We start from the raw sequence: 23,368 nt of genomic DNA, 5'->3' as shown, positions 1-23,368 counted from the left end.
CGCCTTCCAATGACATCCCCAAGGGAGACGGCATGACGTTCGCACCAAAACTGGCCGATGGCCTTACTCCGACACCACCGCAATCGACGCCGCAGCCGTCTGCCGCTGGCGATGCGAGCAGCATCAACACGCGTCGCAATTTTCTGATGGGGACGGCGGCGCTGGCCGGTAGCGCTGTCCTGCCGCTCTCGGCCGTGGAGGCTGCCGAAGCTGTGGCAGCCGCACCGTCGGTGACGACGAAAGCAGACACGAACGCAAAGCCGGACGGGCGTCTCGCACAATCGACGCGTGGCATGGTGACCAGTCCGCATGAGCTGGCGAGCGAAGCGGGGCTGGAAGTGCTGCGCGCGGGCGGGAACGCCATCGAAGCGGCGATTGCCATTGGCGCGGTGCTGAGCGTGACGTATCCGCATTTCACCGGTCTGGGCGGCGACGCCTTCATGGTCATCAGTGATCGTGACGGCAATGTGCGCACGCTCTCTGGCATCGGTCAGGCCGCAGCCCAACCGCCCGAGTACGGTAGCGCGATTCCTGTGCGCGGCCCCGGCGCGACGCTGACCACGGCTGCGACGGTCGCCATCTGGGACAAGGCATTCGAATTGAGTCGCACGCAGTGGGGCGGTCAGCAATCGTGGCCGTCGCTTTTTTCGCGCGCGACCGAGTACGCTGCGAACGGCTTTCCCGTGACGCCGTCGCAGCACTTCTGGCAGACGTTCCGGGCCAACGAGTTGTCCGGCTGGGAAGGCTTCTCAACCACTTTCATGCCGAACGGACGCATCCCGCAGGCCGGTGAGCGCTTTCATCAGCCAGCACTGGCGCGAAGTCTCGACAGCATCGCCACCCACGGCGGACGCGAATTCTATGAAGGCGATCTGGCCGGACGCATCGCGGCCGGTCTGAAGAAGGTAGGCTCGCCGTTACGCGCGAGCGATCTGTCCCGTGCGCAGGCGCGTGAGGAAGTGCCGTTGCGCGTGGCGTATCGGGACGGCGAGTTGCTCGGGCTGCGTCCGCCGACACAAGGCGTGACGACGCTTGAGATCATGGGCATCCTCAATCGCTTCGATCTGAAGTCGATGCCGGAGGGCAGCGCCGACTACTATCACGTGCTGGTCGAAGCGGTGAAGCTCGCGTTTCTCGACCGCAACCGCTACGTGGCCGATCCCGATTTCGTCGATGTGCCGGTGGATCGTCTGCTATCCAGTGTGAATCTCGACGCCCATGCCCGCAGCATTCGCATGGACCGCGCGATGCCTTGGCCGCACGTCTTCAAGACGGGCGACACGGTGTACATCGGGGCGGCGGACAGTCAGGGCAACTGCGTGAGCATGCTGCAAACCGTCTACTTCGACTGGGGCAGCGGTGTGGTGCTGGGAGACACCGGTGTGCTTTGGCACAACCGAGGGGCGTCTTTCAGCATGGACCCGGCGAATCCCAACGTGCTGCGCGGCGGCAAGCGTCCGTTCCATACGCTCAATCCCGGTATGTACCTGAAGGGCGGACGTCCACAATTGCTTTACGGTACGCAAGGCGCAGACGGGCAGCCGCAGACGCTCGCAGCCGTGCTGACCCGTCTCATCGACTACGACATGGATCCTTTGACGGCATTGAAGCGCCCGCGCTTCCTGCTGGGCAAGACGTTCTCCGATTCGCGCGACAGCCTCAAGCTGGAACAGGACGCCGGTGCGGGTGTATTCACCGCGCTCGCCGCGCGAGGGCACGAGATGAGTCCGCTGCCACCCCAAAGCCAGTTGGCGGGGCATCCCGGCGCGATTCGTATCGGCCCGCAAGGGCAGATGAGCGGCGCACACGATCCGCGTAGCGACGGACGGGCGTTGGGTGTCTAGCCAGGCACTACATGCACGACGCGGTGCCGGTAGCCATCACGGCGCGGGCACCGCCGAAAACCCCAGTTGTCGGGCGTTCGTCGCGCGTGATACAAGTTCTGCCATTCATCGCAAAAATAAATACGAGACATGGCTGGCAGTGCGAAATCGAATCGACCGCTGTTCGATCTGGACCTCTTGCGCTCGATCATCATGGTGGCCGATTGCGGCAGCTTCACGACGGCGGCCGCCCGTCTGCATTCAACGCAGTCCACCGTCAGCCAGAAGGTGAAGCGTCTGGAGGACATGGTCGGCCATAAGCTGCTCGACCGGGGCAATCGCGAGGTGCACGCGACCGATGCGGGCGAGTTGCTGCTCGGTTATGCGCGTCAGATGCTCGCACTCAACGATCAGATGTTCGAAGCGCTTTCGGGCGCGGTGGTGGCGGTGACGGTGCGTCTCGGTGTGCCGGAGGACTTCGCCACCGGCGCGACGACGCAGGTGCTCGCCCGTTTCAACCGTCAGTATCCGCAGGTCAAGCTGGAAGTCACGAGCGGCCTGAGTCGCGATTTGCTAGGTAGTTACGATCACGGTGAACTGGATCTCGTGCTGGTCAAGCAGCGCCGCAACAGTCGCGAGTCGGTGGCGAGCAGTCCGGAAAAGCTGGCATGGATCGACAGTGCGAAGCATCCGTCGTTCGGTCTCGATCCCGTACCACTCGTGACGTTCCCGACGCGGGGGCTGTACCGCGACGACATGATCAACGCGCTCGAAGCGATGGGGCGCAACTGGCGCATCAGCTTCACGAGTTCGAGTCTGAGCGGTATTCAGGGCGCTGTGGCCGATGGTATGGGGATCAGTCTGGTTCCGCCGCGCGCGGTGCTGCCGGGGCATGTGGTGCTCGGTCGTGCGCAGGGGCTGCCTGTTGTCGACACGTTCGAGCTGGCGATCTTTCATCGGCCGACGGCCGACCCGATGGTGGGTGCGCTCGCCAAGGTGCTTGTCGGGATGCTGGAATCGAAACCGCGTGCGTCGAAGTAATCACGACGCACGCGGCTTAGCGACTATTTAGCTCGGCTGAGTGCCGCTTACTTCGGCTGAGCGCCCAGCGTCAGATTCATGTGGCGGTTGACGTCTTTGTACAGCAGGTAGCGGAACGGGCCGGGGCCACCGGCGTAGCAGGCCTGCGGGCAGAACGCACGCAACCACATGAAGTCACCGGCTTCGACTTCCACCCAATCCTGATTCAGACGGTAGACGGCCTTGCCTTCGAGCACGTACAGGCCGTGCTCCATCACGTGCGTTTCCGCGAACGGGATGACGCCGCCCGGCTGGAACGTCACGATGTTGACGTGCATGTCGTGGCGCATATCCTGAATGTCGACGAAGCGCGTCGTTACCCAGCGGCCGTCGGTGCCCGGCATCGCGATCGGCTCGACGTCCTGCTCGTTCTTCACGAACGGTTCCGGATACGGCAAACCTTCCACGGCCTGATAGTGCTTACGGATCCAGTGGAAGCGCGCCGTGCTCTGGCTGTTGTTGCGCAGTTGCCAGTCGGTCGCGGGCGGGATGAACGCATAGCCGCCCGGCGTGAGCGTATTCGCCTTGCCTTGAATCGTGACGGTGATTTCGCCTTCCACGACGAACAGCACGCCTTCGGCCTTGTCGTCCTGCTCGGGCTTGTCGCTACCGCCGCCTGCACCCACTTCCATGATGTATTGCGCGAACGTCTCGGCGAAACCCGAGAGCGGACGTGCCAGCACCCACAGACGCGTGTTGTCCCAGAACGGGAGGTGGCTGGTCACGATGTCGCGCATCACGCCCTTCGGGATGACGGCGTACGCTTCGGTGAACATGGCGCGGTCGGTGAGCAGTTCCGTTTGGCCCGGATGCCCGCCGTGCGGCGCGTAATACGTAGTCTTCGACATGCTTGTTAGCTCCTGATGATTCCGATGCGTCGTTCTGTTGCGTCGTTCTGTTTTCTCCCCATCGTCCGCCGCCGGGTTCCTGGGTCACGATCCACGCTTGGGGGCGCGCACGGATCGCTTCACCTCGGTGCGACGAACGTGAGCGACGCCGTCGCCTCGCGCAGGCGGCTGCGTCGCGCATGACAGTCAGGTCGGGGTGACCCCTGCTGTGTCCTTGAGCAGGGCGGGGTCCAGCGCGAGTTGCGCCGGGCCGCCCCAATAACGTCCGTGACGAATCACTGCGCGCGCCGCCGGTGCGGCTGCCACAGCGGCGGCGGCGTTCGGTGCGTCGAAGACGACGAAGCTGGCTTCGTTGCCCGCGCGCAGGCCGTAGTCCGCTTTGCCGATCACGGCGGCAGCTGCCGTCGTCGCCATTTCGAGTGCGACGTGCAGGTCTTCGTCCGTATAGAAACCCGACCGATAGCCGATGAGCATCGCGCGTTGCAGCATGTCGCCGTTGCCGTACGGCCACCAGCTGTCCTGAATGTTGTCGTTGCCCGTGAACACACGCACACCTGCTTCGCGCAAGCGCAGAATCGGCGGGAAGGCACGGTCGCCCGGGGCGTTGGTCATGATTGAGACGTCGGCGTCGGCCAGCGCGCGGGCGATGGTGTCGAGTTCCTCCGGGCCGATGTCGCCCAATCCGTAGGCATGGCTGACGGACACACGTCCCTGCAATCCGGCTGCCTGCGTGCGCGCCGCAATGCGATGCAACTGTGCGAGACCGATGTCGCCCGGCTCATGCAGATGGATGTCGATCTTCGTGCCGTGCTTCTCGGCGATGCCGAAGATCACGCTCAGTTGCCCGTGCGGGTCGCCGTCGAGCGTGGTCGGGTCGATGCCGCCCACGACCTGCACACCGGCGCGAACGGCGTCGTCCAGAACCTCGGCTGTACCGGGGCACGTCATCACACCCGCTTGCGGGAAAGCGACGAGTTCGATATCCAGCCATTCGCGCCACTTTTCGCGCATGGCCAGGATTTCGTTCAGGTGCGTGAGGCCGGTGCTGGCGTCGACGTCCACATGACAGCGCATGGCGACGGTGCCGAACGACACCGTTTGACGCATCAGGGTGTCGGCACGCTGAGCCATTGGCGCTGCGGCGGTGATTTCCTGCTTCTCGGCGGCAAGGCGCTCGCGCAGGGTCGCAGCAGGGCGATGGGGACGCCAGCGATCGCCGACGAAGCTCTTGTCCAGATGGATGTGACCGTCGACAAATCCGGGCAGCACGAGCTTGCCTTGCAGATCGATGATCTGAGCGCCGGTGGTGTCGGGGGTGTACGAGTCGGGCGCGCCGACGTAGGTGAAACGTCCGTCGCGCACAGCGAGGGTGATGGGGTTGCCGTCGGCACCGACGGCGCCGACGAAAACGCGGTGAGTCATTGGGAACGCCTCTATGCTGCCCGGGGCCTCGCTGGCGCTGCCTCACAACGTGCCGTATGAACGTGTCGTGTGGCGGGACGCAGCCGCGCTGCGGGGTCTCGTGGGGGGTGAAACTGCGGGGTAAGACTTACAAGATAGCGAACCGATCGGGCATCGACAAATTAAATATCAGAATGCATACCATTCGATTTCTAAATGGATGGCGAGGGGGCCGCGATGCGTGAGGGGGAAGCAGGTGGACGCATCAGGGCACGACGATTTGCAGCGACCACGTGAAGCGCCCGAGGACGTTGGCGTCGCGATCGGTCACCGTGGCGTCGACATTGACGTCGGCCGTCCCGCTGGCGATCACCTCTGTCTCCCAGTAAGCATCTGGTGCTTCACGCGGAACCGGTTCGTCGGGCTTTCCTGACTGCGGCGCGTAGCGCGTGGCGTGGCTCTCGACATGCAGGCTCGACCGTCCCAACGTGGTTTCGTCGACGAGCGCGAATTGCAGCAGTGCCGCGTGCTCGCCACGCATCGCGAGCGGCGTCCAGCGCAGCTTCATGCGGGTGCCGGGGGGCGCGTCGATGACCCACTTTGCGCCGTTGACGCCAGTCAGGGCGTCGGCGTTCGGGGCCAAGGCGTAGTAAGCATTGTCTGGGGCGGGCTGCGGTTTCCCGTCACTAGCGGACGCTCGGTCGAGCAGCGTCACCGTATCGACTACGAGCAATACGTCGGTGCTGGCGGCGCTGCGGGCGTTGTCCCGCGTATCGCCGCCGGGCTTCGCTTCGGACATGGAGGCTCCCTGCTGTGGGCCGTGACGACCGCCACGCATCGTGTGCCTTAAGCCGCTTAAGGCACACAACAAATGGCGGATCGGCATGATGACGTAACGACTCAATGGTTGCGAATGGTGATGAACGGATCCCACTGATAGCAGCCACAAACATTGCCGCTACGGTCGAGAATCATGAACTGGAAGTGATAGGTGACGCGACCGGTCTTGAGCGTTTCGCTCGACCAGAAATAGTTCGAGCAGGATTGCTTCTTCGGTTTGGTCGGGTCCGGCGGGTTCGGCACGGGGATCGTCACCTCGGCTTCGCGCGGGGAGGGCGGAGAAATCAGCTCATTACCCTGATTGCCCACGAACTTGTAGAAGATGCACGACTGCTCGAAGCCCAGCGAGAGCGAACATTCGCGCCACCGGATGACATCGCCGACCGTGGCCGCGACGTCCAGCTCGCCGCCTGCTTGCCCGCTCACCACGTTGCCCTGCGTCACGATCATGAAAACATGCTTGAAGTCGATGAGCGGCGGATTCGCCATGCTGGAATTCTTGCCGTAGCGGTCGACGATGGTCTTGGTGTCGATGCTGACCAGCACATCGGTGATTTGCGACATGTGAGTCTCCACGAAAGGCTGAGTTGAATGCCGTCGATGACAACGACGACGGCGCCGAAATGACGAAACGACGTAGCGTTTCTGTTGTGGAGGCTAGGCAGCCGTGGCGGATGTTCAACCTCGCAACGGATGAACACTATTAGTGACATCTCCGTGCAAAGCGGCATGGCGTCTCGATTGGCACTCGCGGGCCCGCCGCTGACCAATCGACGGATTGGAAGGGGACACACAAAAGAAAAGCCCATGCGCGCGCGGGGCGGGCATGGGCCGGATGACGTGGTGTGCGCGCAATGGCGCCGGATCAGTCGTCCTTGCGGCTATGTTGCAGACGTTCGAGTACGTGGATGCTCAGACGCGCCGTGTGGCTGCGCATTGCGTTGTAGGCAGCTTCGGCATCGGCCGCCAGCACGGCTTCGACTACGCGGTCGTGTTCGTCGAACGATACGGTGAAGCGCTCTTCGACGTCGGACTGGGCCGCCCGAAACGGGGCGAGCCGTTCGCGGTGGCTGTCGATCAGCGCCATCAGCGTCTTGTTCTGCGTGCCTGCGCTCAGCAACTGATGGAACTCGCGGTTGAGCGCGAGGTAACCGGCTTCGTCGCCCGCGTCCATGCACTGCTTGCTCTGGACGTGAATCATCTCCAACTGCTTCTTCTGCATGGCGCTCATGCGCTGTGCACTCAGACGACAGCAAAGCGCGTCGAGCTCGCACATCGCTTCAAGCATGTCGGACAGGTCGTCGACGCTGATGCTTGCGACGACACCGCCCTTGTGCGGCGTGAGTTCGATGAGGCCACGGGCGTTCAGCTCGCGCAGTGCTTCGCGAATGGGCGTGCGAGACGCCTTGAAGCGCTCGGCCAGCACGACTTCTTCAAGCTTCTGTCCGGGAGGCAGGCGGCCGTCGATGATTTCGCCCGTCAGTACGCGGCAGATCCGTGCGGCAATGGTTTCGGCCATGCTGGTTTATCTCGCTCCGTAGATGCGTCGTTTGAGTCGGATTGTATACATGCGGATTATACGAGTATTTTTCCTTATGTTCTCGTGTAAAAAGGGCGCAACGCCATATGGGACGGGGTTTGATCGATTTCCGGAACGATGGGAGGCTCAACATGCATTCAAAAATACGTTTTTGAATGCAATGTGCTGAGATAGTATACATAAGCCATTCGCCGGAGGTGCCGGCGAGGCCTATCACCTCAATCCGAAGGAGACATTCATCATGGCCAAACTGCGTCACATTGCGCTTTCCGTGCCGGACCCCTGGAAGGCGGCCGAGTTCTATATGCAGGCGTTCGATTTCAAGAAGGTCGGGGAGACGGACTCCTCGCTCGCCCGGGGCGTCTACCTCTCGGACGGCGTCATCAATCTCGCGCTGCTCAACTATAAGAACGACGAAGCGGCGGGCGACCGCGGCCGCGAGTTCGTCGGCCTGCATCACATCGGCATCTGGGTGGAAGACGTGGCCGCCACGCGCGCGAAGATCGAAGCCGCTGGCGGACGCTATTACATGGGCGAAGTGCCGGTGAAGAGCAACATCTTCTACGAAGTGAAATTCTTCGACCCGAACGGCGTGATCTTCGACGTCACCGCCCACGGCTGGGGCGGCGCTTCGAAAGACGGCACCGGCAGCGACAACGCGCCGAAGCTGCGCCATGAAGGCCTCCAGGCCGACCGCAGCGGACTTTGATCCGTGCGCGACCCATCTCGATATTCCCCACGTTAGTGCCTCAAATCGCCGCCGAACACCTCGCGTGCATTGCGCCTGGTGTGTCGGCGGCGATTCATCATCCGAAGTCCTAAGGGGTAACCCGCTATAAAAAAATAGCCCGTTTGTATAAGCAAATAGCAGTAGAAATTCAATTTCTTTGATATGTATAATCCATCGAAAGATTGTATACATACAACGGGCGAGCGGCAGACATCCCAGCAGTTAAACAGGGGAGGCGTCGCAAATAAAACGAGAAACATCAGGAGACAGCATGAAGAAGCGAGTGTTGTGTGCATTGCTGCTGGGTGCAATGCAGGGCGGTGCGTACGCGCAGTCTTCCGGGGGTGTCACGCTCTCGGGGTTTATCGACCTGAACATGGAACAACTGTGGGGGTCGGGCGCGAATGGCGGCAAGGTCACGAGAATGTCCAGTGGTGGGCTGAACAACTCTCGTTTCAACCTGAGCGGCTATGAAGAACTGGGCGGTGGCAATCGCGCGTTCTTCACGTACGAGCCGATGTTCTCAGCCAACAACGGCACACAATCGGCGCAGGCGCGTCAGTCGTTCGTGGGGATCAAAGGGCCGTGGGGCGATCTGTCGTTGGGCCGTCAGTTCACGCCGTCGTACTGGATCGCGGGTTACGCCGATCCGAGCTGGGCGGCCGACTTCAGTATGGTCAACAACATGGAGTTCTTCTACGCGTCGTATCGCGTCGACAACTCCATCCAGTACAAGACGCCGACGTGGTACGGCCTGAACGCACGCTTCATGGCGACGACCGGCGTGGGCGACGGCACGCGCTCCGGCCGCTTCTACTCCGCTGCATTGGAATATCGTCACGGTGGCATTTTCCTCGGCGCGGTCAGTGAGCTGCAATACACCCGCGACATCTACTCGGCTAGCCAGATCCGCTCGTCGCGCGACAACTATTTCGCGGCGACGTACAAGTTCGGCAGCATCGAGCCGACGTTCATCTATCACACTTACAACGGCTACTACGCTTATCCCCCGTACGTCGCGTTCAACGTGCGAGGCTGGGACATTCAGGCAGGCGTGCGCTATGCGCTGACCGACCGCCATCGCTTCTACGCGAGCTTTGTCCACCGTCAGGACGACGACAACAAGGCGCTCTCCAACGCCAACGGCTTCGTGGTCGGCTACATGTACGGCTTGTCGAAGCGCACCACGCTTTATGCGACCTACGCTCGCGTGCAGCACAGCAACGACACGACCGTCCACTACCCGGTGACGTTCCAGGTCACGCCGACCGGCTCGCAGAACCCCTCGGGCGTGCAGTTTGGTATTCGTCACGCGTTCTGACGCAGACGTCGTTCGGCAACAGCATTTCCGCATTCCCGCTTTTCAGTAATACGCCGCCGGCGAAGGTCGTTCACAGCGCCGGCGAGAAGACTTTTGAGACGAAGGAGGAAGACATGTTTCGCATGCAGACACGCGGTGCAGCCCCCGCCATGTTGACAGCCACGGCAGTGCTCGCGGCGCTCACGATGACGCTCGCCGCGCACGCCTCGGCTCCCGAAGGCGCGCCGGTCGCGCAGACAGCGCCCGCCGAGAATCCGTCGGGCACGCCCGGCACGCCGAACGTCAAGGACCCGTATCTGGCCGGATGGCTGCGCCTCACGCCGGACCGCGAACCGAAGCCGCTCAAGGCTGGCGTCGACTACGGTATGGATCCGGCCACGGGCAAGTTCATCTGGCCGAAGGCATCACCCGAAATTCACACGGGCCAGCGCTTCCCCGGCGAACTGACTACGTGGGACAAGAAGAGCTATTCGAAGAACGTGAAGGTGTTGGCGTTCTATCCGGGCGTTGATTCGCCGTTCCACGCGTGGAACAACATCGCCGACTTCAACGGCAAGCGCTATCTCTACATCCATGACCGCGACTACCTGCGCATCATGGACGTGACCGATCCGGCCAACGGTAAGGTCGTCTATTCGAAGGGCGGCGTGTGGGGGCCGAAGGGATCGAGCGAGAAGTTCGATGCCAACAACGTGCAGGACTACCTCGGCGGCGCCACCATCGTGTGGAACAAGAAGCTGGGCAAGCCGATCCTCGTCGCGTCGTTCGAAATCGGCCGCTACGGGTTGATGCAGGACAAGTCGAAGCAGCCGGACAAGGTGGCTGCGCAACGCAATTACAACTCGCTCAAGGGCTTCAAGGTCTTCGAGATGGATGGCCCGTTGCCGTCCGACTGGAAGCTGATCGCGACGCGCACGACCGACTACAAGCATCCCAATGCGCCGGTCGGCCAGCAGCAGGGCTCGGGTTCGCTCGACTCTCCGGAGTTCTACGGCGGCAAGTACATGATTCTCTCGTCCGCTCCGGACGACAGCTACGCGCTCACCGAATACCCGAACTATCTCTACTCGCCGGGCTACCAGGTGTGGGATATGTCGGACCCCGCGAATCCGAAGTTCATCTCGCAGATTTCGGTGCCGGGCCAGATTCTCGGCAACGAAGAGCATGAGCAGGCCTATCTTCAAAACCCGCGCGCGGGCAACCGTACGTCATGGATGGGCTCGCGTATGCCGATCTTCCTGCCCAAGCCGCTGGAGCAGGGCGGCAAGGTGGGCTTCGGCGCGATGGGGGGTCTCGGACTGTGGTCGTTCGATCTGAGCGATCCGGCGCATCCGAAGGTCGTTGGCAACGTGAACACGGCACCGAGCTTCGCAGGCACGGAGTATGACAACGCCGACGTCAGCCAGTACGAGCGCACGGGTTACGTGCTCACTAGCGGCTACCCGATGAACCGCGACTGCTACGAGCCGTACAAGGACATCTTCGTCGTCGACGCGCGCAATCCCGCCAAGATGAAAGTGGCTGGCAAGCTGCCCGAGCCGGAAGTGCCCGAAGGCGCGCCGTTCACCAGCTTCTGCCAGCGTGGCGGCAACTACGGTCCGAAGCGTTCGAACTCCATCGGTCAGCCGGGTACGTGGCGTCAGGGCATCGTGCCGTACTCGTTCTACAACGCGGGCGTGCAGATTTTCGACGTGAAGGACCCGACCAAGCCGCGCATCGCCGGTTACTTCGTGCCGGGTCTGGCCGACGAGACGGAACTGCCGGTCTACACGCTGGGTAAGGGCGTGTTTGCGATGTACACGGAGTACGACCGCAACATCATGTGGGCCTTCACCGAGAACGGCGCCTACGCATTGTCGAGCCCGCTGCTGGGTGAGCCGGTGATGGGCGCGCCTGCTAAGCCGTACCCGGCACGCTAACGAACGATTCGACGTCATGGGCGGCGCGACCGGAGGGATCGGTTCGCGTCGTCACCGCCGACTTCACAGGGCCTCCAAAGCGTGAAGTGTTGAAGCGGGCAACCTCCGATGGTCTCCCGGTTGCCCGCTTCTTTTTTTGCTTCCTCTTTTATTCCGATGCGCTGCGATGTCCAGCGGAGTTGACGATAGCCGGTAGCGTCGTGCCAGCGAGATGGGCGCGTACGTTGGCCAGCAGCAGGTCGATCTGTGCTTGTAGTGCCGCCGGTGAGCGACCGGAGATATGCGGCGTGAGCACCACGTTCTCGAGCATGCGCAGTGCGGACGGCACCTCGGGTTCGGTCTCGAAGACGTCGAGCGCGGCACCTGCAATCACGCCGTCGCAAAGTGCTTCGATCAGTGCCACCGTATCCACCACGCTGCCTCGGGCCACATTGACGAGAAAGCCGTGTGTGCCCAGACGTGCCAGCACATCGGTGTTCACGAGGTGATGCGTGGCTGGACCACCGGGACAGGCGAGCACGAGGAAGTCGCTCACGTCGGCCAGCGCGCCGATGTCGTCGAAGTGCTGCCAGCGACAGTTCGTGCGGGCCGTGCGCGTGTGATAGCCGATGGACATGCCGAAGGCTTCCGCGCGCGTCGCGATGGCCTGACCGATGTTGCCGAGGCCGACGATGCCGAGTTGTGCGCCACTCAGCGTGGGACGCGGTGCGCGATGTTTCGCCCAGCCTCCCGCTTTCACGGCGCGGTCGAGCGTGACGAGTCCACGGGCGCTGGCAAGCATCAGCGCGAGCGCGTGATCGGCGACGGTCTCGCCGTTCGTGTTCGGCGCATGCGCCACGGCGATGCCGCGTTGCGTGGCGGCGTCGACGTCGATGTTTTCAAAGCCCGCACCGAAAGCGCAGATGAGTTCGAGCTGGGGTAGCGCGTCCATTTGCGCAGCCGTGAGGCCGGTGGTGCCGTTCGTGAGCACGAGGCGCACATGGGGCGTCACGGGGTCACCAGCGACGCAGAGCATGGTTGTGTCGACGTCATGCAGACGCAATCCGGCAGCAAGCAATTGCGCGCGGGCCAGCGGTTCGAGCGGGATGAGATTGAGCAGGAGCGGCATGTCGTTCATGGGCCTTAATCGTCTCGACGAGATGGATTGAAAAATAAAATACAAATCAGTTGCTATGTATACATATGCTATGTATTGTGTTTCAACATAGCAATCAAAAAGACAGCCGATACGTGAAAACGAGATCGGTTACCGATGGAAGACAAGGAGGAAGGTGTGACCTGGTTTGGATTGGCAACTTATGAATCGCTGGCGCCGGGCGCCGTGGCCGCACGTCGTACGGCACTGGTGCAGCACGGCCGTCTGTATGACCTCGAAGCGGTGCTGCGTCACGTGGGCGCGGGTGCGGAAGATGGCCTCGCGTCGGCACAAGACCTGACGGCGCTGCTCTCGGACTGGTATGTGCATGGCGATGCCGTATCGGCCGCCGTGCGTCGCGCGTTGGACGCAGGCGTTCCGGCCAAGGTGGGTGCGCTGGCGACCGATAGCTACCGTCTGTGCGTGCCGTATCAGCCGGGCCGCATCTTTGCCACGGCGTCCAACTTCTACGAACACGCGGCGGAAATGGGCACCAAGCTCGCGCCGCGCAGCGAAAGCTCGCCGTACATGTTCATGAAGGCCGAGACGAGCGTGACGGCGACCGGTACCGATGTGGTGCTGCCTCCGCATGCCGAGCGTGTCGACTGGGAGGTCGAGCTGGCCGTGGTGATCGGCCGCCCGGGCCGTCACGTGCCGGTTGAACAGGCCCACGAATGGATCGCCGGTTACACCGTCATCAACGACGTGAGCGCACGGGATTTGAACCGTCGCACCGACTATCCGTTCACGCACGACTGGTTTCGCGGCAAGAGTTTCGATACCTTCGCTCCTCTGGGGCCGTGGTTTGTGCCGCGCGACGTCATTCGCGATCCCCAGAACCTGCGCATGACCCTGTCGGTGAACGGCGAGTCGATGCAGGACGACACAACGGCAGGAATGATCTTCAACATTGCGGAGCAGATCGCTTACCTGTCGGAAATCCTCACGCTCAAGCCCGGCGATCTGATCGCCACGGGTACGCCGACCGGCGTGGGCATGGGGCGTGGCGTGTATCTCAAGGCGGGTGACGTGATGGTGGCGGGTATCGAGGGCATCGGCGCCATCGAGAACCGCGTCGTGGCACAACGCAAATAAGAAAGACCGCTCATGTGGCGGTCAGGAGGAGGCAGCAATGCAGCAGTGGCAGTGGACCCGGCGCTGGTGGACGGCGCTCGCATGTGTCGGCACGATCGGCATGGCAGGGATTGTCGGCGCAGGCGCGTTGTGGGCGACGCCGGTCGCCGCACAGGACAAGGTCAAGTTCAACCTCTCATGGCTGCCGCAGGGCAGTACCGGCGGCGTGCTCGTCGCGATCAACAAGGGCTATTACCGCGAGGCAGGGCTGGAAGTCTCGGCCATTGTCGGTCACGGCGGGCAACGCACCGTCAATGAAGTCGATCAGGGCCTGTTCGAGTTCGGCTACGGCGACCCGATCAGCGTCATGCTCAATCGCGCTCAGGGCGGTAAGACCCGCATGGTCGGTTCGATCAACGCGGTCTGGCCCGGCGCGATCTGCTATCTCGCCAAGCCCGGGCGCACCATCACCAAGCCTGCCGATCTGAAAGGCATGTCGATGGGCGGTGGCGGCGCGTCGCCGTTGCAAAACATCGTACCGGCGTGGCTCAAGGCGAATGGCTTGCCGCCGACGTCTGTCAAGCTGCTTCGCCTCGATCCGTCCACGATCAATCCTTCGTTCTTGCAAGGGCGTGTGGATCTGACCGAGTGCTGGGAAGGCGCGAATCTGCCGGTACTCAAGTCGCTGGCGTCGAAGCAAGGCCGCGAGATCGGCTCGCTGCGCTATCGCGATTTCGGGCTGGACATGGTCGGCAACGGCATCGTCACGACCGAAACGATGATCGCCCAGAAGCCGGACGTGGTGCGTCGCTTCGTGCAGGCAACCTACCGGGGTTATGCCTGGATGCGTGAGCATCCGGAGGAGTCCGCTGGTGTGATCGTCTCGCAGTACCCGATGCTCGACAAGCAGGTCATGGTCGAACAGATTCGCCAGATCGGCGCGCTGGAGACCGATAGCGAGACGAAGGGCCACAAGCCGGGCTGGCTGCCGGTGCCGCGTATGGAGTCCACCGCGAAGTTCGTGCGCGATGCCTTCAATCTCGCGCCGACGCTCAAAGCCACCGACATCTATACCAATCAGTTCGTCGAGTGATTCTCGGTGATCGGGAATCCGATCGCGACCCGATGAGAACTGATGCAATGCAAGGAGTGGAGATGACAAGCCCCAAACCCAAACTCAATCCGAAGCGTCTCGGCCATCTGGTGCTGGTCGTGCGCGATATTCAGAAGTCGGTGAAGTTCTATACCGAAGTGCTCGGCCTCACGGTCTCCGACTGGATCGACGACCAGATGGTGTTCCTGCGTGCGGGCAGCGATCACCACGATCTGGCGCTGTCGCAGATTCCGAAGAACTCGCCCGATATCGACGATCTGCCGCGTTACGGTCGTCCTGGCATGGAGCACTTCTCGTATCTGGTCGACAGCGTCGAGGAGATGGAGAAGGCCGTGGAAGTGCTGCGCGCGCATGAAGTCGAGATCGTGCGCGGCATCGGCCGTCACGGTCCCGGTGCGAACTACTTCCTCGTGTTTAAAGATCCGGATGGCAACAACGTCGAGCTGTATTGCGAGATGACGCAGATCGACGCCGAGCATCCGTACGAGGCGAAGGTGTGGGAGCGCAACATCGAGAGCTTCGACCGGTTCCGGTTCGAGCGTTTCGTCGTGCCGCCCCCGCCGGGGATGGTCAAGGAGAAGTCGGGCGGCAAGGCCTAACCCGGCTTACCCCATCCATCCGGAGGAGACATTCGAATGAAACGCATCGCACAGACGATCGTATTCTGGGGCGTGCTGCTCGCCCTGTGGGAAATGGCCGTGACGTACTTCAAGGTGCAGTCGTACCTGATGCCGCCGCCGTCGGCCATCTTTCGCGCCGCGTGGGAAGTGCATCCGCAGATGCTGGCGGACACGTGGGTGACGACCGTCGAAGTGCTGACGGGGTTTGTCGCCGCCGTCGTCGGCGGGCTGGTGATCGGTGTGGTCATCAGCTACAGCGCGTTCGCGCGCCGCACGCTGTATCCGCTCGTCACCGCTTTGCAGAGCATGCCGAAGATCGCGCTCGCGCCGCTCATGATCGTGTGGTTCGGCTACGGCTTTGCCTCGAAGCTGGCGTCGACGTTCCTGTTCGCCTTCTTTCCTGTCGTGGTGGCGACGATGGGCGGTCTCGCGTCCGTGGCCCGCAATCTCGACGAGCACTTCCGTGCGCTGGGCGCAAGCCCGTGGGACACCTTCTGGCGGTTGTATCTCCCGGCGGCGCTGCCCGCGTTTGCGGACGGTCTCAAGATCGCCATGCCGCTCGCGGTCATCGGCGCCATCGTCGGTGAGTTCATCGGCTCGGAAGAAGGGCTGGGGCATCTGATCGTGTTCGCCTCGGCAGCGGCACGCACCGACGTGATGTTCGCGGCGATTCTGATGGTGACGTTGCTGGCGGTGGTGCTCTACTGGGCTATCGAACGGCTGGCGCGGTTTGTCTGGTGGCGGGGGATCAACGTATGAGCGGTCTGACTAATTCGAAGGCGAATACCGTGACGCCTCTGCATTCGACGCGCGCGGCTGATGCGCCGTCCACGGCCCCTCAGACGTCGGACGCCATGATCGAAGTGCGCCACATTGACAAGACCTTCCCTGCGAAGAACCGCAAGACTGCGCCAGTGAAGATCCTCGACGACGTGTCGCTCTCCATCGCAGACCAGGAGTTCGTGTCGATTCTCGGCACCAGCGGTTGCGGTAAGAGCACGCTGTTGCGCATCGTGGCGGGCTTGGTGCCCCATGACGGCGGTGAAGTGCGCGTGGCGGGGCAGCGCGTGTCGCGTCCGGTGCCCGAGATTGGTGTCGTCTTCCAGACGAGCAACATGCTGCCGTGGCTCACCGTGCGTCAGAACCTGCTGCTCGGCACCAGCCTGCGCAAGATTCCGAAGGAGAAGAGCGAGCCGCGTGTGACGGCGCTGCTGGAGATGCTGGGACTCGCTCAGTTCGCCGACCACCATCCGCACGAGCTGTCCGGCGGCATGCGTCAGCGCGCGTCCATCGGCCAGATTCTGGCGCTCGAACCCAAAGTGCTGCTCATGGACGAGCCGTTCGGCGCGCTCGATGCGCTCACCCGCGACAACCTGAACGTCGAGCTGCTGCGTATCTGGCAGGAGCATCGGCAGACAGTGTTGCTCGTCACGCACAGCATCGAGGAAGCGGTGTTCCTGTCGGATCGCGTGATTGTGATGTCGGCGCGTCCGGGCAAGGTCGAGCAGGAAGTGGTGATCGATCTGCCGCGTCCGCGCTCGCCGCAGACGATCAAGCAGCATCCTCGCTACGCCGGGTACATCGCGCAGCTTTCGCAGTTGATGGGAGTCTATTGATGGACGGACAGACGTCAGCCGTCGCCGAGTGGGAAGTCGCGCGCGCGACCATGCGGGTGCTCGGCCCCTCGTGGACCGACGACATCGCCGCCGGACGCCGCGCCGTGCTCGACACCTACACGCCGTTGCTGGCGAAAGCGTCGACGGAAGGCTTCGCTGTCGTGCGGGATCTGGCCTATGGTCCGCATGCGCGGCATCGGCTCGACGTCTACCGTCCGACAGCGCCAATAGTGCCGGCAGGACCGGTGAGCGCACCCGCGCCCGTGGTGGTCTTCGTGCACGGTGGCGGGTTCGTGCGCGGCGATATGAATGCCAACGCGCAGATCTACGGCAATGTGCCGCGCTACTTCGCGCGTCACGGGTGCGTGGCCGTCAACGTGGAGTATCGGCTCGCACCGGAAGCCGCGTTCCCGGGCGGCGCAGAGGATGTCGCGCTGGCGATGCGATGGATTCGCGAGCACATCACGCAATATGCGGGCGAGGGCGGGGCCGACTTGTCCCGCATTCTGCTGATCGGGCATTCGGCGGGCGGCTCGCACGTCGCGAGCTATCTGTGCGATCCACGTGTGCGTCCGGCGGCACCTGAAGTGGCAGGGGCCGTGCTGATCAGCGCGCGTCTGCGTGCCGACGTCCTGCCGGACAATCCGAACGCCCCGGGCGTCATCGCTTACTACGGCGACGACGCAGCGCGTCACGAGGCGGACGCCCCGATGGCGCACGTCGATGCCATGCCGGTGCCGGTGATGACGGTCGTTGCCGAGTTCGAGAATCCCCATCTCGATACTTACGCGCTCGAATTCTGTCATCGGCTCGCGAAGCGAGATGCCCACGCGCCGCGCTTCGTTCAGGTGCACGACCACAACCACACGTCGGTCGTTGCGCATCTCGACACGGGCGACGATTCGCTCGGCCGCGAAATTCTGCAATTCCTGCACGAAATCAACCCATCGCCCTGATGCGGTCCGCGCCTGCCTGAATCGCTGAACGGGGACGTTCAGCGAGGGCAGCGCCGCAACTCTCTCCCTCTCTCTTAGGAACTGTCATGGTCGATCACGAATTGACCGGGGCGTTTGCGCCCGTCGTCACGCCGTTTCACGCGGATCTGACGCCGGATGCCCCCCGTTTTCTCGCGCATTGCGAATGGTTGCTCTCGCAAGGTGTCGGTCTCGCGCCGTTTGGCACGAACAGCGAAGCGAACTCGCTCGGACTCGGCGAGCGCATGGCGTTGCTCGACCTGCTCGTCGACAACGGTCTCGACACGCGGCGCATGCTGCCCGGCACCGGTTGCTGCTCGTTGCCGGAAACGGTGGCGCTCACGCGTCATGCCGTCGAGCGTGGCTGCGCCGGTGTACTGATGCTGCCGCCGTTCTTCTACAAGGGGATCTCGGACGACGGCTTGTACGCCTACTACGCCCGCGTGATCGAGCAGGTGGCCGATGCGCGTCTGCGGCTGTACCTGTATCACATCCCCGCGCTGTCGGGCGTGCCGATCACGCTGCCGGTGATCCAGCGGCTGATTCGCGACTTCCCGCAAACAGTCGTCGGCATCAAGGACAGCTCGGGCGACTGGAACAACCTGAACGCCATGCTCGATGCTTTCCCTGGCTTCGGCATCTTTCCGGCGTCGGAGTCGCTCGTTTCGCGCGCGTCGGCCAAAGGCGCGAAGGGCTGCATCTCGGCGACGGTCAACGTCAACCCGCAAGTCATCGGACGGTTGTGCCGCGAGTGGGCGGACGGAGCGGGCACGGCGCTTCAGGCGCAAGCAGATGCTGTGCGCAGCATCGTGCAGTCGTACCCCATGATTCCGGCGCTCAAGGCGGTGCTGGCGTCGCATCGCGACGACCCGGCGTGGTCGCGTGTGCGTCCGCCGCTCACGCAGTTCTCGGATGAGCAACACGAGCGGCTGCTTGCGCAGTTGGCCGCTTGCGGTTTCACGTTGCCGGGTTAAGCGACGATGCGCGGCGCGTTGCGGTATCGGTTCTCACGCCGACGGGACACGAGTCATGCGACACGTTCGGGCATTGCGCGCGCTGGCGCGCGCATGCCCGGCGCGGTGCTGGCGATGGCCGTCGGACTCGGCGCTTGCGAGATGTCGCAGGCGCAGGTGCAGATCTATGGACATCTCACGCCGATGACGGACTGGGTCAGCGTGAGCGGACGTCAGGTGCCGGCCTCCGCGCCGCGTCCGACGCAAGCGCCCGCAGGCGCGATCAATGTGCCGGAGATGAGCGGCACACGCATGCTGTCGAGCATTTCTTACTTCGGTATGCGAGGCAAGGAAGATCTCGGCGATGGTTATGCCGCCATCTGGCAGATCGAAACACCGGTCTCCATCGACGGCAAGGCCACGGGCTCCATCGGCGGGCGCAACTCGAACGTTGGCCTGAAGGGGCCGTTCGGTACGGCGTTTCTGGGCAACTGGGACACGCCGTATCAGTGGTCGACGCTGTCCGTCGGCTCGCCGGTGCGCAATCCCTATACGGGCGATCTCAGCACCATCCTGAGCAATCCGGGCTTCAACGTGCCGAATACGACGACGCAATCGGGGCGCGTCAACAACGCGTCGGATGCGACGTTCAATCGCCGTCAGGGCAACAGCCTTCAGTACTGGACACCCGAGTGGTACGGGTTGCAAATGCGTTTTTCGTACTCGCTGTCGAACGGCAGCGTAACGACACCGGCAGGCAGCATTTCGCCACAAGTGTTCGGCGCGGGGCTGGAGTACGTAAACGGTCCGTTGCGCGTGCGTTACGCGTACGAGATGCACAAGGACTACTTCGGTCTGGCGTGGCTTGGCGCACCGGCGAGTGGGAATCCGTCCAACGTCGGTTCACGTGCGACGGGGTCGCGCGACGACGGGCACAAAGTGCTGGTCGTCTTCACGTACGCGAACACGAAGTGGGTGGCGGGCTGGGATCGGCTGACTTATCGCACGGACGACGGCACGAGCGGCAACCTCAACCACTACCGCCGCGACGCCGTCTACGCGATGGTCCAGCACTTCTTCGGCGGGGGAAAGCACTCCGTCTGGCTCGGTGGCGGCTATGCGATGAACGGTTCGTGCTCGCGCGTGGGGGGCGCGGTGTGTAGCACTGCCGACCTCGGTGCGACACAGATGAACCTCGGCTACCGCTACGACTTCTCGAAACGCACCGACGTGTACCTCGCTTATTACCAGGTCATCAACCGGGCGTGGGGCAGCTACGGCTTCTCACCGCGTCCGAACTTCAGCGCCACCAATGGCGGGGCCGCGCCGCCCGGTGCGCACTACCGGGGCATCGGCTTCGGCATCGAACACACTTTTTAGTCATTTCAATACTGCAATAGCGAAGTAACGCAAGGAATATAGGAGACGATCTTGAGTACGACACAACCGGGCTTCGACAGCATTGTCGAGCGAGAAAAGGGACTGCACCGTGGCCTGACCAGCGGGCAGTTATCGATGATTGCGATTGGCGGTGCGATCGGCACTGGCCTCTTTCTGGGCAGCGCGTTCGCCATCGGCTTTGCCGGTCCGAGCGTCCTGCTGAGCTATGCCATCGGCGGTGCGATTGCGCTGCTGCTCATGGGCTGCCTCGCGGAGATGACCGTGGCGCATCCGACGTCCGGCTCGTTCGGCGCGTACGCCGAGCACTACATCGGGCCACTGGCTGGGTTTCTGGTGCGCTACGGCTACTGGTCGTCGATTGTCTTTGCCGTGGGCACGGAAGTCACGGCGATTGCCGTCTACATGAAGTACTGGTTTCCGGCCGTGCCGGGCTGGTACTGGATCGTCGGCTTCTCGGTCGGCCTGATCGCGATCAATGCGGCGAGCGTCAAGGTGTTCGGCGCGGTCGAGTATGCGTTCTCGATGCTCAAGATCGTGGCCATCGTCGCGTTCCTGATTCTCGGCGCGTACATCGTGTTCCGCGCCCCGGCGGAAAGTGGCATCGGGCTGGCGAACTACACGTCGCACGGCGGCTTCTTCCCGAAGGGGGCTTGGGGCATGTGGGTGGCGGTGATCGTGTCGATCTTCAGCTATCTGAGCATCGAGATGATTGCCGTGGCGGCGGGCGAGGCGCAGGACCCGCAGCGCGCCATCACGCGGGCCTTCCGCGCGACGATGTTCCGTCTCGTGTTTTTCTATCTGCTCACGCTGGCGCTGACGCTCGCCATCGTGCCGTGGAATGCCGCAGGCGAGGACGGCAGTCCGTTCGTGAAGGTGATGGCCGCAACGCACATTCCGGGCGCAGCGGGTGTGATCAATCTGGTGATTCTGGTCGCGGCGTTATCCGCGATGAACAGTCAGTTGTACATCACCACGCGCATGATGTTCTCGCTCTCGCGTGCAGGGTATGCGCCGCGCCGCTTCGGTGAAGTCAGCCGCAACGGCGTGCCGGTCGCCGCGCTCATGCTCTCGACCATTGGCATTGCGCTGGCGGTTGCGCTCAACGTGTTTGCCCCGCAGGCATCGTTCACGCTGATGATGTCGGTGTCGATGTTCGGCGCGATGTTCACGTGGCTGATGATCTTCGTCACGCACCTGTTCTTCCGCCGTGCGCACGACGCGAAATCGCTGAGCTTCCGCATGTGGGGATATCCGTACGCCAGTCTGGCGGGCGCGTTGCTGATGCTGGCGACGCTCGTCACGACCTACTTCACCGACGAGTTCCGCATGACGCTGGTCTACGGCGTGCCGTTCGTCATCGCGTTGTCGGTGGTATATGCGGTCTGGTACCGCCAGCGAGGCAACGCCGCCGCTGTTCCTGCTCAGGGGCAGGGTAACTGAGGCTGCACGCCAGCTGTCAGGGTGGATCGCGCCGTGCCGTGGACAGCGGCGCGGCCACTGATTCGAGCGCTCGACGTTCGGCCGCGACGCCCCAGCGTGCGGCGACACCAGCCGCTATGAGCATCAGCGCGGCCCCGATCGCGTAGCCGATGGCGACATCCGCACGGTGCCCCGTATCGATGAGCCAGCCGAACAGCGCCGGTCCGGCCACGCCGCCGAGCAGCGTGCCGATGGCGTAGAACACGGCGATGGCCAGCGCGCGGATCTCCAGCGGAAACGTCTCGCTCACCGTCAGATAGGCCGAACTCGCGGCCGCTGAAGCAAAGAAGAAGATGACGGACCACGCAAGCGTTTGCGTGGTCGTCGTCAGCCACCCTTGTGCGAATGCCCAGCCGCTCAGCGCGAGCAGTGCGCCGGAGACGGCATACGTTGCGCTGATCATCACGCGTCTGCCGAGCACGTCGAACGCGCGGCCCAGCACGATGGGACCGAGCACGTTACCTGCCGCGAAAGGCAGCAGATACCAGCCGACGCTCGCCGCAGGCACAGCGTAAAAATCCGTGAGCACCAGCGCATACGTGAAAAAGATGGCGTTGTAACAGAACGCCTGCGCGATCATCAGCGTGAGGCCGACGAGGGAGCGGCGACGATACGTGTGGATGAGCGTGTGCCAGACCTCGCGTAGTGGCGTTGCCTGCCGGGCGTGCAATCTTAGACGTGTGTGCGCATGGGGTGGAATCGCTTGTCCGTGCACACGGATCGAGCACTCGATCTCCTCGACAATCGCCTCGGCCTGCGCCGTGTGTCCGCGAAGGATCAGCCAGCGTGGACTTTCAGGCACCCACATGCGCATCAGCAAGATGCCAAGGCCGAGCGCCGCGCCGATGAAGAAGCACGTCCGCCAGCCCCAGTCCGGCGGGAGGACACCCGGTGCGAGCAGCACGAGCGACCCCGCAGCGCCGAGCGCCGCACCGGCCCAGAAGGTGCCGTTGATGACGAGGTCGGCCCAGCCGCGAACCCGGGCGGGTGTGAATTCCTGAATCGTCGAGTTGATGGCGGTGTACTCGCCGCCAATACCCGCACCCGTCAGAAAACGGAACGCCACGAAGCTCGCAAAGTTCCACGAGAAGCCGGTGGCGGCCGTCGCGGCAACATACAGCAGCAGGGTGACGAAGAATAGCTTGCGGCGTCCGAGCCGGTCGGTAAGCCAGCCGAAGCCCAGTGCGCCGAGTACAGCCCCGGCAATGTAGGCGCTGCCAGCAATACCGACTTGCGCGTTGGTGAGGGCGAGGGCAGGGCTTGTTTTGAGCGCTCCGGCGACTGCGCCTGCGAGGGTGACTTCGAGGCCGTCGAGCAGCCATGTGACGCCCAGCGCGACGACGATCAGCGTGTGAAAGCGCCCCCAGGGCAGGCGATCAAGGCGAGCGGGCAGGTCGGTGTCGACCAGATGCGGCGCGGCGTCGAGGGAAGGTGAGTGGGTGGTTGTCTCGTCTGTCGTCCGTGACATCAGGCGCTCGAGAACTCCGGAAATCCCCGTGG

General features: G+C 63.2%; 21 protein-coding genes. 14 read left to right on the top strand and 7 right to left on the bottom strand.

Features of this window, described 5'->3' with window-relative positions; all coding sequences use genetic code 11:
- Nucleotides 1–293 precede the first annotated feature (293 nt).
- Nucleotides 294–1,844, top strand: a complete 1,551-nt coding sequence (locus PCO31010_RS02100; RefSeq protein WP_425495000.1) for a gamma-glutamyltransferase family protein — start codon at nt 294–296, stop codon at nt 1,842–1,844.
- A 129-nt stretch (nt 1,845–1,973) separates the two neighbouring features.
- Complete coding sequence (locus PCO31010_RS02095) at nt 1,974–2,864, top strand: LysR substrate-binding domain-containing protein (protein WP_150662772.1); 891 nt, start codon at nt 1,974–1,976, stop codon at nt 2,862–2,864.
- Nucleotides 2,865–2,911: 47 nt separating this feature from the next.
- Here the strand turns inward: PCO31010_RS02095 and PCO31010_RS02090 are convergent, their stop codons facing one another.
- The 5 genes from PCO31010_RS02090 to PCO31010_RS02070 form a co-directional block, all read right to left on the bottom strand.
- Nucleotides 2,912–3,751 carry a bifunctional allantoicase/(S)-ureidoglycine aminohydrolase gene (locus PCO31010_RS02090; protein WP_039398200.1) on the bottom strand — a complete coding sequence of 280 codons (840 nt, stop codon included), beginning with the start codon at nt 3,749–3,751 and terminating at the stop codon, nt 2,912–2,914.
- Between the two features lie 186 nt (nt 3,752–3,937).
- Nucleotides 3,938–5,173: an amidohydrolase family protein gene (locus PCO31010_RS02085; RefSeq protein WP_150662771.1), complete on the bottom strand. Its 1,236-nt coding sequence runs from the start codon at nt 5,171–5,173 to the stop codon at nt 3,938–3,940.
- Nucleotides 5,174–5,417: 244 nt separating this feature from the next.
- Complete coding sequence (locus tag PCO31010_RS02080; RefSeq protein ID WP_174984228.1) at nt 5,418–5,951, bottom strand: AidA/PixA family protein; 534 nt, start codon at nt 5,949–5,951, stop codon at nt 5,418–5,420.
- Nucleotides 5,952–6,052: 101 nt separating this feature from the next.
- On the bottom strand, nt 6,053–6,556 hold the full coding sequence (locus PCO31010_RS02075) for an inclusion body family protein (protein WP_150662769.1): 504 nt from the start codon (nt 6,554–6,556) through the stop codon (nt 6,053–6,055).
- A gap of 301 nt (nt 6,557–6,857) precedes the next feature.
- The gene (locus PCO31010_RS02070) at nt 6,858–7,511 is read right to left on the bottom strand and encodes a GntR family transcriptional regulator (RefSeq protein ID WP_150574252.1); all 654 of its coding nucleotides are present in this window, start codon (nt 7,509–7,511) and stop codon (nt 6,858–6,860) included.
- Between the two features lie 262 nt (nt 7,512–7,773).
- On the opposite strand from PCO31010_RS02070, the gene PCO31010_RS02065 reads away from it, so the two are divergent.
- The 3 genes from PCO31010_RS02065 (at nt 7,774) to PCO31010_RS02055 (ending at nt 11,502) form a co-directional block, all read left to right on the top strand.
- Nucleotides 7,774–8,241, top strand: a complete 468-nt coding sequence (locus PCO31010_RS02065; protein WP_246184396.1) for a VOC family protein — start codon at nt 7,774–7,776, stop codon at nt 8,239–8,241.
- A gap of 292 nt (nt 8,242–8,533) precedes the next feature.
- Nucleotides 8,534–9,583: a porin gene (locus PCO31010_RS02060; RefSeq protein WP_150662767.1), complete on the top strand. Its 1,050-nt coding sequence runs from the start codon at nt 8,534–8,536 to the stop codon at nt 9,581–9,583.
- Between the two features lie 113 nt (nt 9,584–9,696).
- A complete protein-coding gene (locus tag PCO31010_RS02055) occupies nt 9,697–11,502 on the top strand; it encodes an LVIVD repeat-containing protein (RefSeq protein WP_150662766.1) in 1,806 nt (601 codons plus the stop codon).
- 148 nt (nt 11,503–11,650) lie between these two features.
- Here PCO31010_RS02055 and PCO31010_RS02050 read toward each other — a convergent pair whose 3' ends face one another.
- Entirely contained in the window at nt 11,651–12,619 is a 969-nt protein-coding gene (locus PCO31010_RS02050; RefSeq protein WP_150662765.1) for a 2-hydroxyacid dehydrogenase, read from the bottom strand.
- A 156-nt stretch (nt 12,620–12,775) separates the two neighbouring features.
- On the opposite strand from PCO31010_RS02050, the gene PCO31010_RS02045 reads away from it, so the two are divergent.
- From PCO31010_RS02045 to PCO31010_RS02005, 9 genes are all read left to right on the top strand, one after another.
- Nucleotides 12,776–13,732, top strand: coding sequence for a fumarylacetoacetate hydrolase family protein (locus PCO31010_RS02045; RefSeq protein ID WP_150663459.1), 957 nt, complete (start codon nt 12,776–12,778; stop codon nt 13,730–13,732).
- 37 nt (nt 13,733–13,769) lie between these two features.
- Nucleotides 13,770–14,804 (top strand): ABC transporter substrate-binding protein, encoded by a 1,035-nt coding sequence (locus PCO31010_RS02040; protein WP_150662764.1) that lies wholly within the window; start codon nt 13,770–13,772, stop codon nt 14,802–14,804.
- 62 nt (nt 14,805–14,866) lie between these two features.
- The gene (locus PCO31010_RS02035) at nt 14,867–15,424 is read left to right on the top strand and encodes a VOC family protein (protein ID WP_150574247.1); all 558 of its coding nucleotides are present in this window, start codon (nt 14,867–14,869) and stop codon (nt 15,422–15,424) included.
- A 36-nt stretch (nt 15,425–15,460) separates the two neighbouring features.
- Nucleotides 15,461–16,204 (top strand): ABC transporter permease, encoded by a 744-nt coding sequence (locus PCO31010_RS02030; protein WP_052653280.1) that lies wholly within the window; start codon nt 15,461–15,463, stop codon nt 16,202–16,204.
- The gene (locus tag PCO31010_RS02025) at nt 16,201–17,061 is read left to right on the top strand and encodes an ABC transporter ATP-binding protein (protein WP_246184394.1); all 861 of its coding nucleotides are present in this window, start codon (nt 16,201–16,203) and stop codon (nt 17,059–17,061) included. The genes PCO31010_RS02030 and PCO31010_RS02025 overlap by 4 nt, the downstream gene beginning before the upstream one ends.
- Nucleotides 17,061–18,017 (top strand): alpha/beta hydrolase, encoded by a 957-nt coding sequence (locus PCO31010_RS02020; RefSeq protein ID WP_150662763.1) that lies wholly within the window; start codon nt 17,061–17,063, stop codon nt 18,015–18,017. The genes PCO31010_RS02025 and PCO31010_RS02020 overlap by 1 nt, the downstream gene beginning before the upstream one ends.
- An 86-nt stretch (nt 18,018–18,103) precedes the next feature.
- On the top strand, nt 18,104–19,009 hold the full coding sequence (locus PCO31010_RS02015) for a dihydrodipicolinate synthase family protein (RefSeq protein ID WP_150662762.1): 906 nt from the start codon (nt 18,104–18,106) through the stop codon (nt 19,007–19,009).
- A 93-nt stretch (nt 19,010–19,102) separates the two neighbouring features.
- The gene (locus PCO31010_RS02010) at nt 19,103–20,368 is read left to right on the top strand and encodes a porin (RefSeq protein ID WP_174984225.1); all 1,266 of its coding nucleotides are present in this window, start codon (nt 19,103–19,105) and stop codon (nt 20,366–20,368) included.
- Between the two features lie 51 nt (nt 20,369–20,419).
- Nucleotides 20,420–21,829 carry an amino acid permease gene (locus tag PCO31010_RS02005; protein ID WP_150662760.1) on the top strand — a complete coding sequence of 470 codons (1,410 nt, stop codon included), beginning with the start codon at nt 20,420–20,422 and terminating at the stop codon, nt 21,827–21,829.
- A 16-nt stretch (nt 21,830–21,845) separates the two neighbouring features.
- On the opposite strand, the gene PCO31010_RS02000 is transcribed toward PCO31010_RS02005, so the two are convergent.
- Nucleotides 21,846–23,336, bottom strand: a complete 1,491-nt coding sequence (locus tag PCO31010_RS02000; RefSeq protein ID WP_150662759.1) for an MFS transporter — start codon at nt 23,334–23,336, stop codon at nt 21,846–21,848.
- Nucleotides 23,337–23,368 lie beyond the last annotated feature (32 nt).

The organism is Pandoraea commovens (genome assembly GCF_902459615.1).
Classification (GTDB): Bacteria; Pseudomonadota; Gammaproteobacteria; order Burkholderiales; family Burkholderiaceae; genus Pandoraea; species Pandoraea commovens.
Note: the sequence above shows the minus strand (reverse complement) of the source record. Positions and strands in the feature narration are given on the sequence as shown.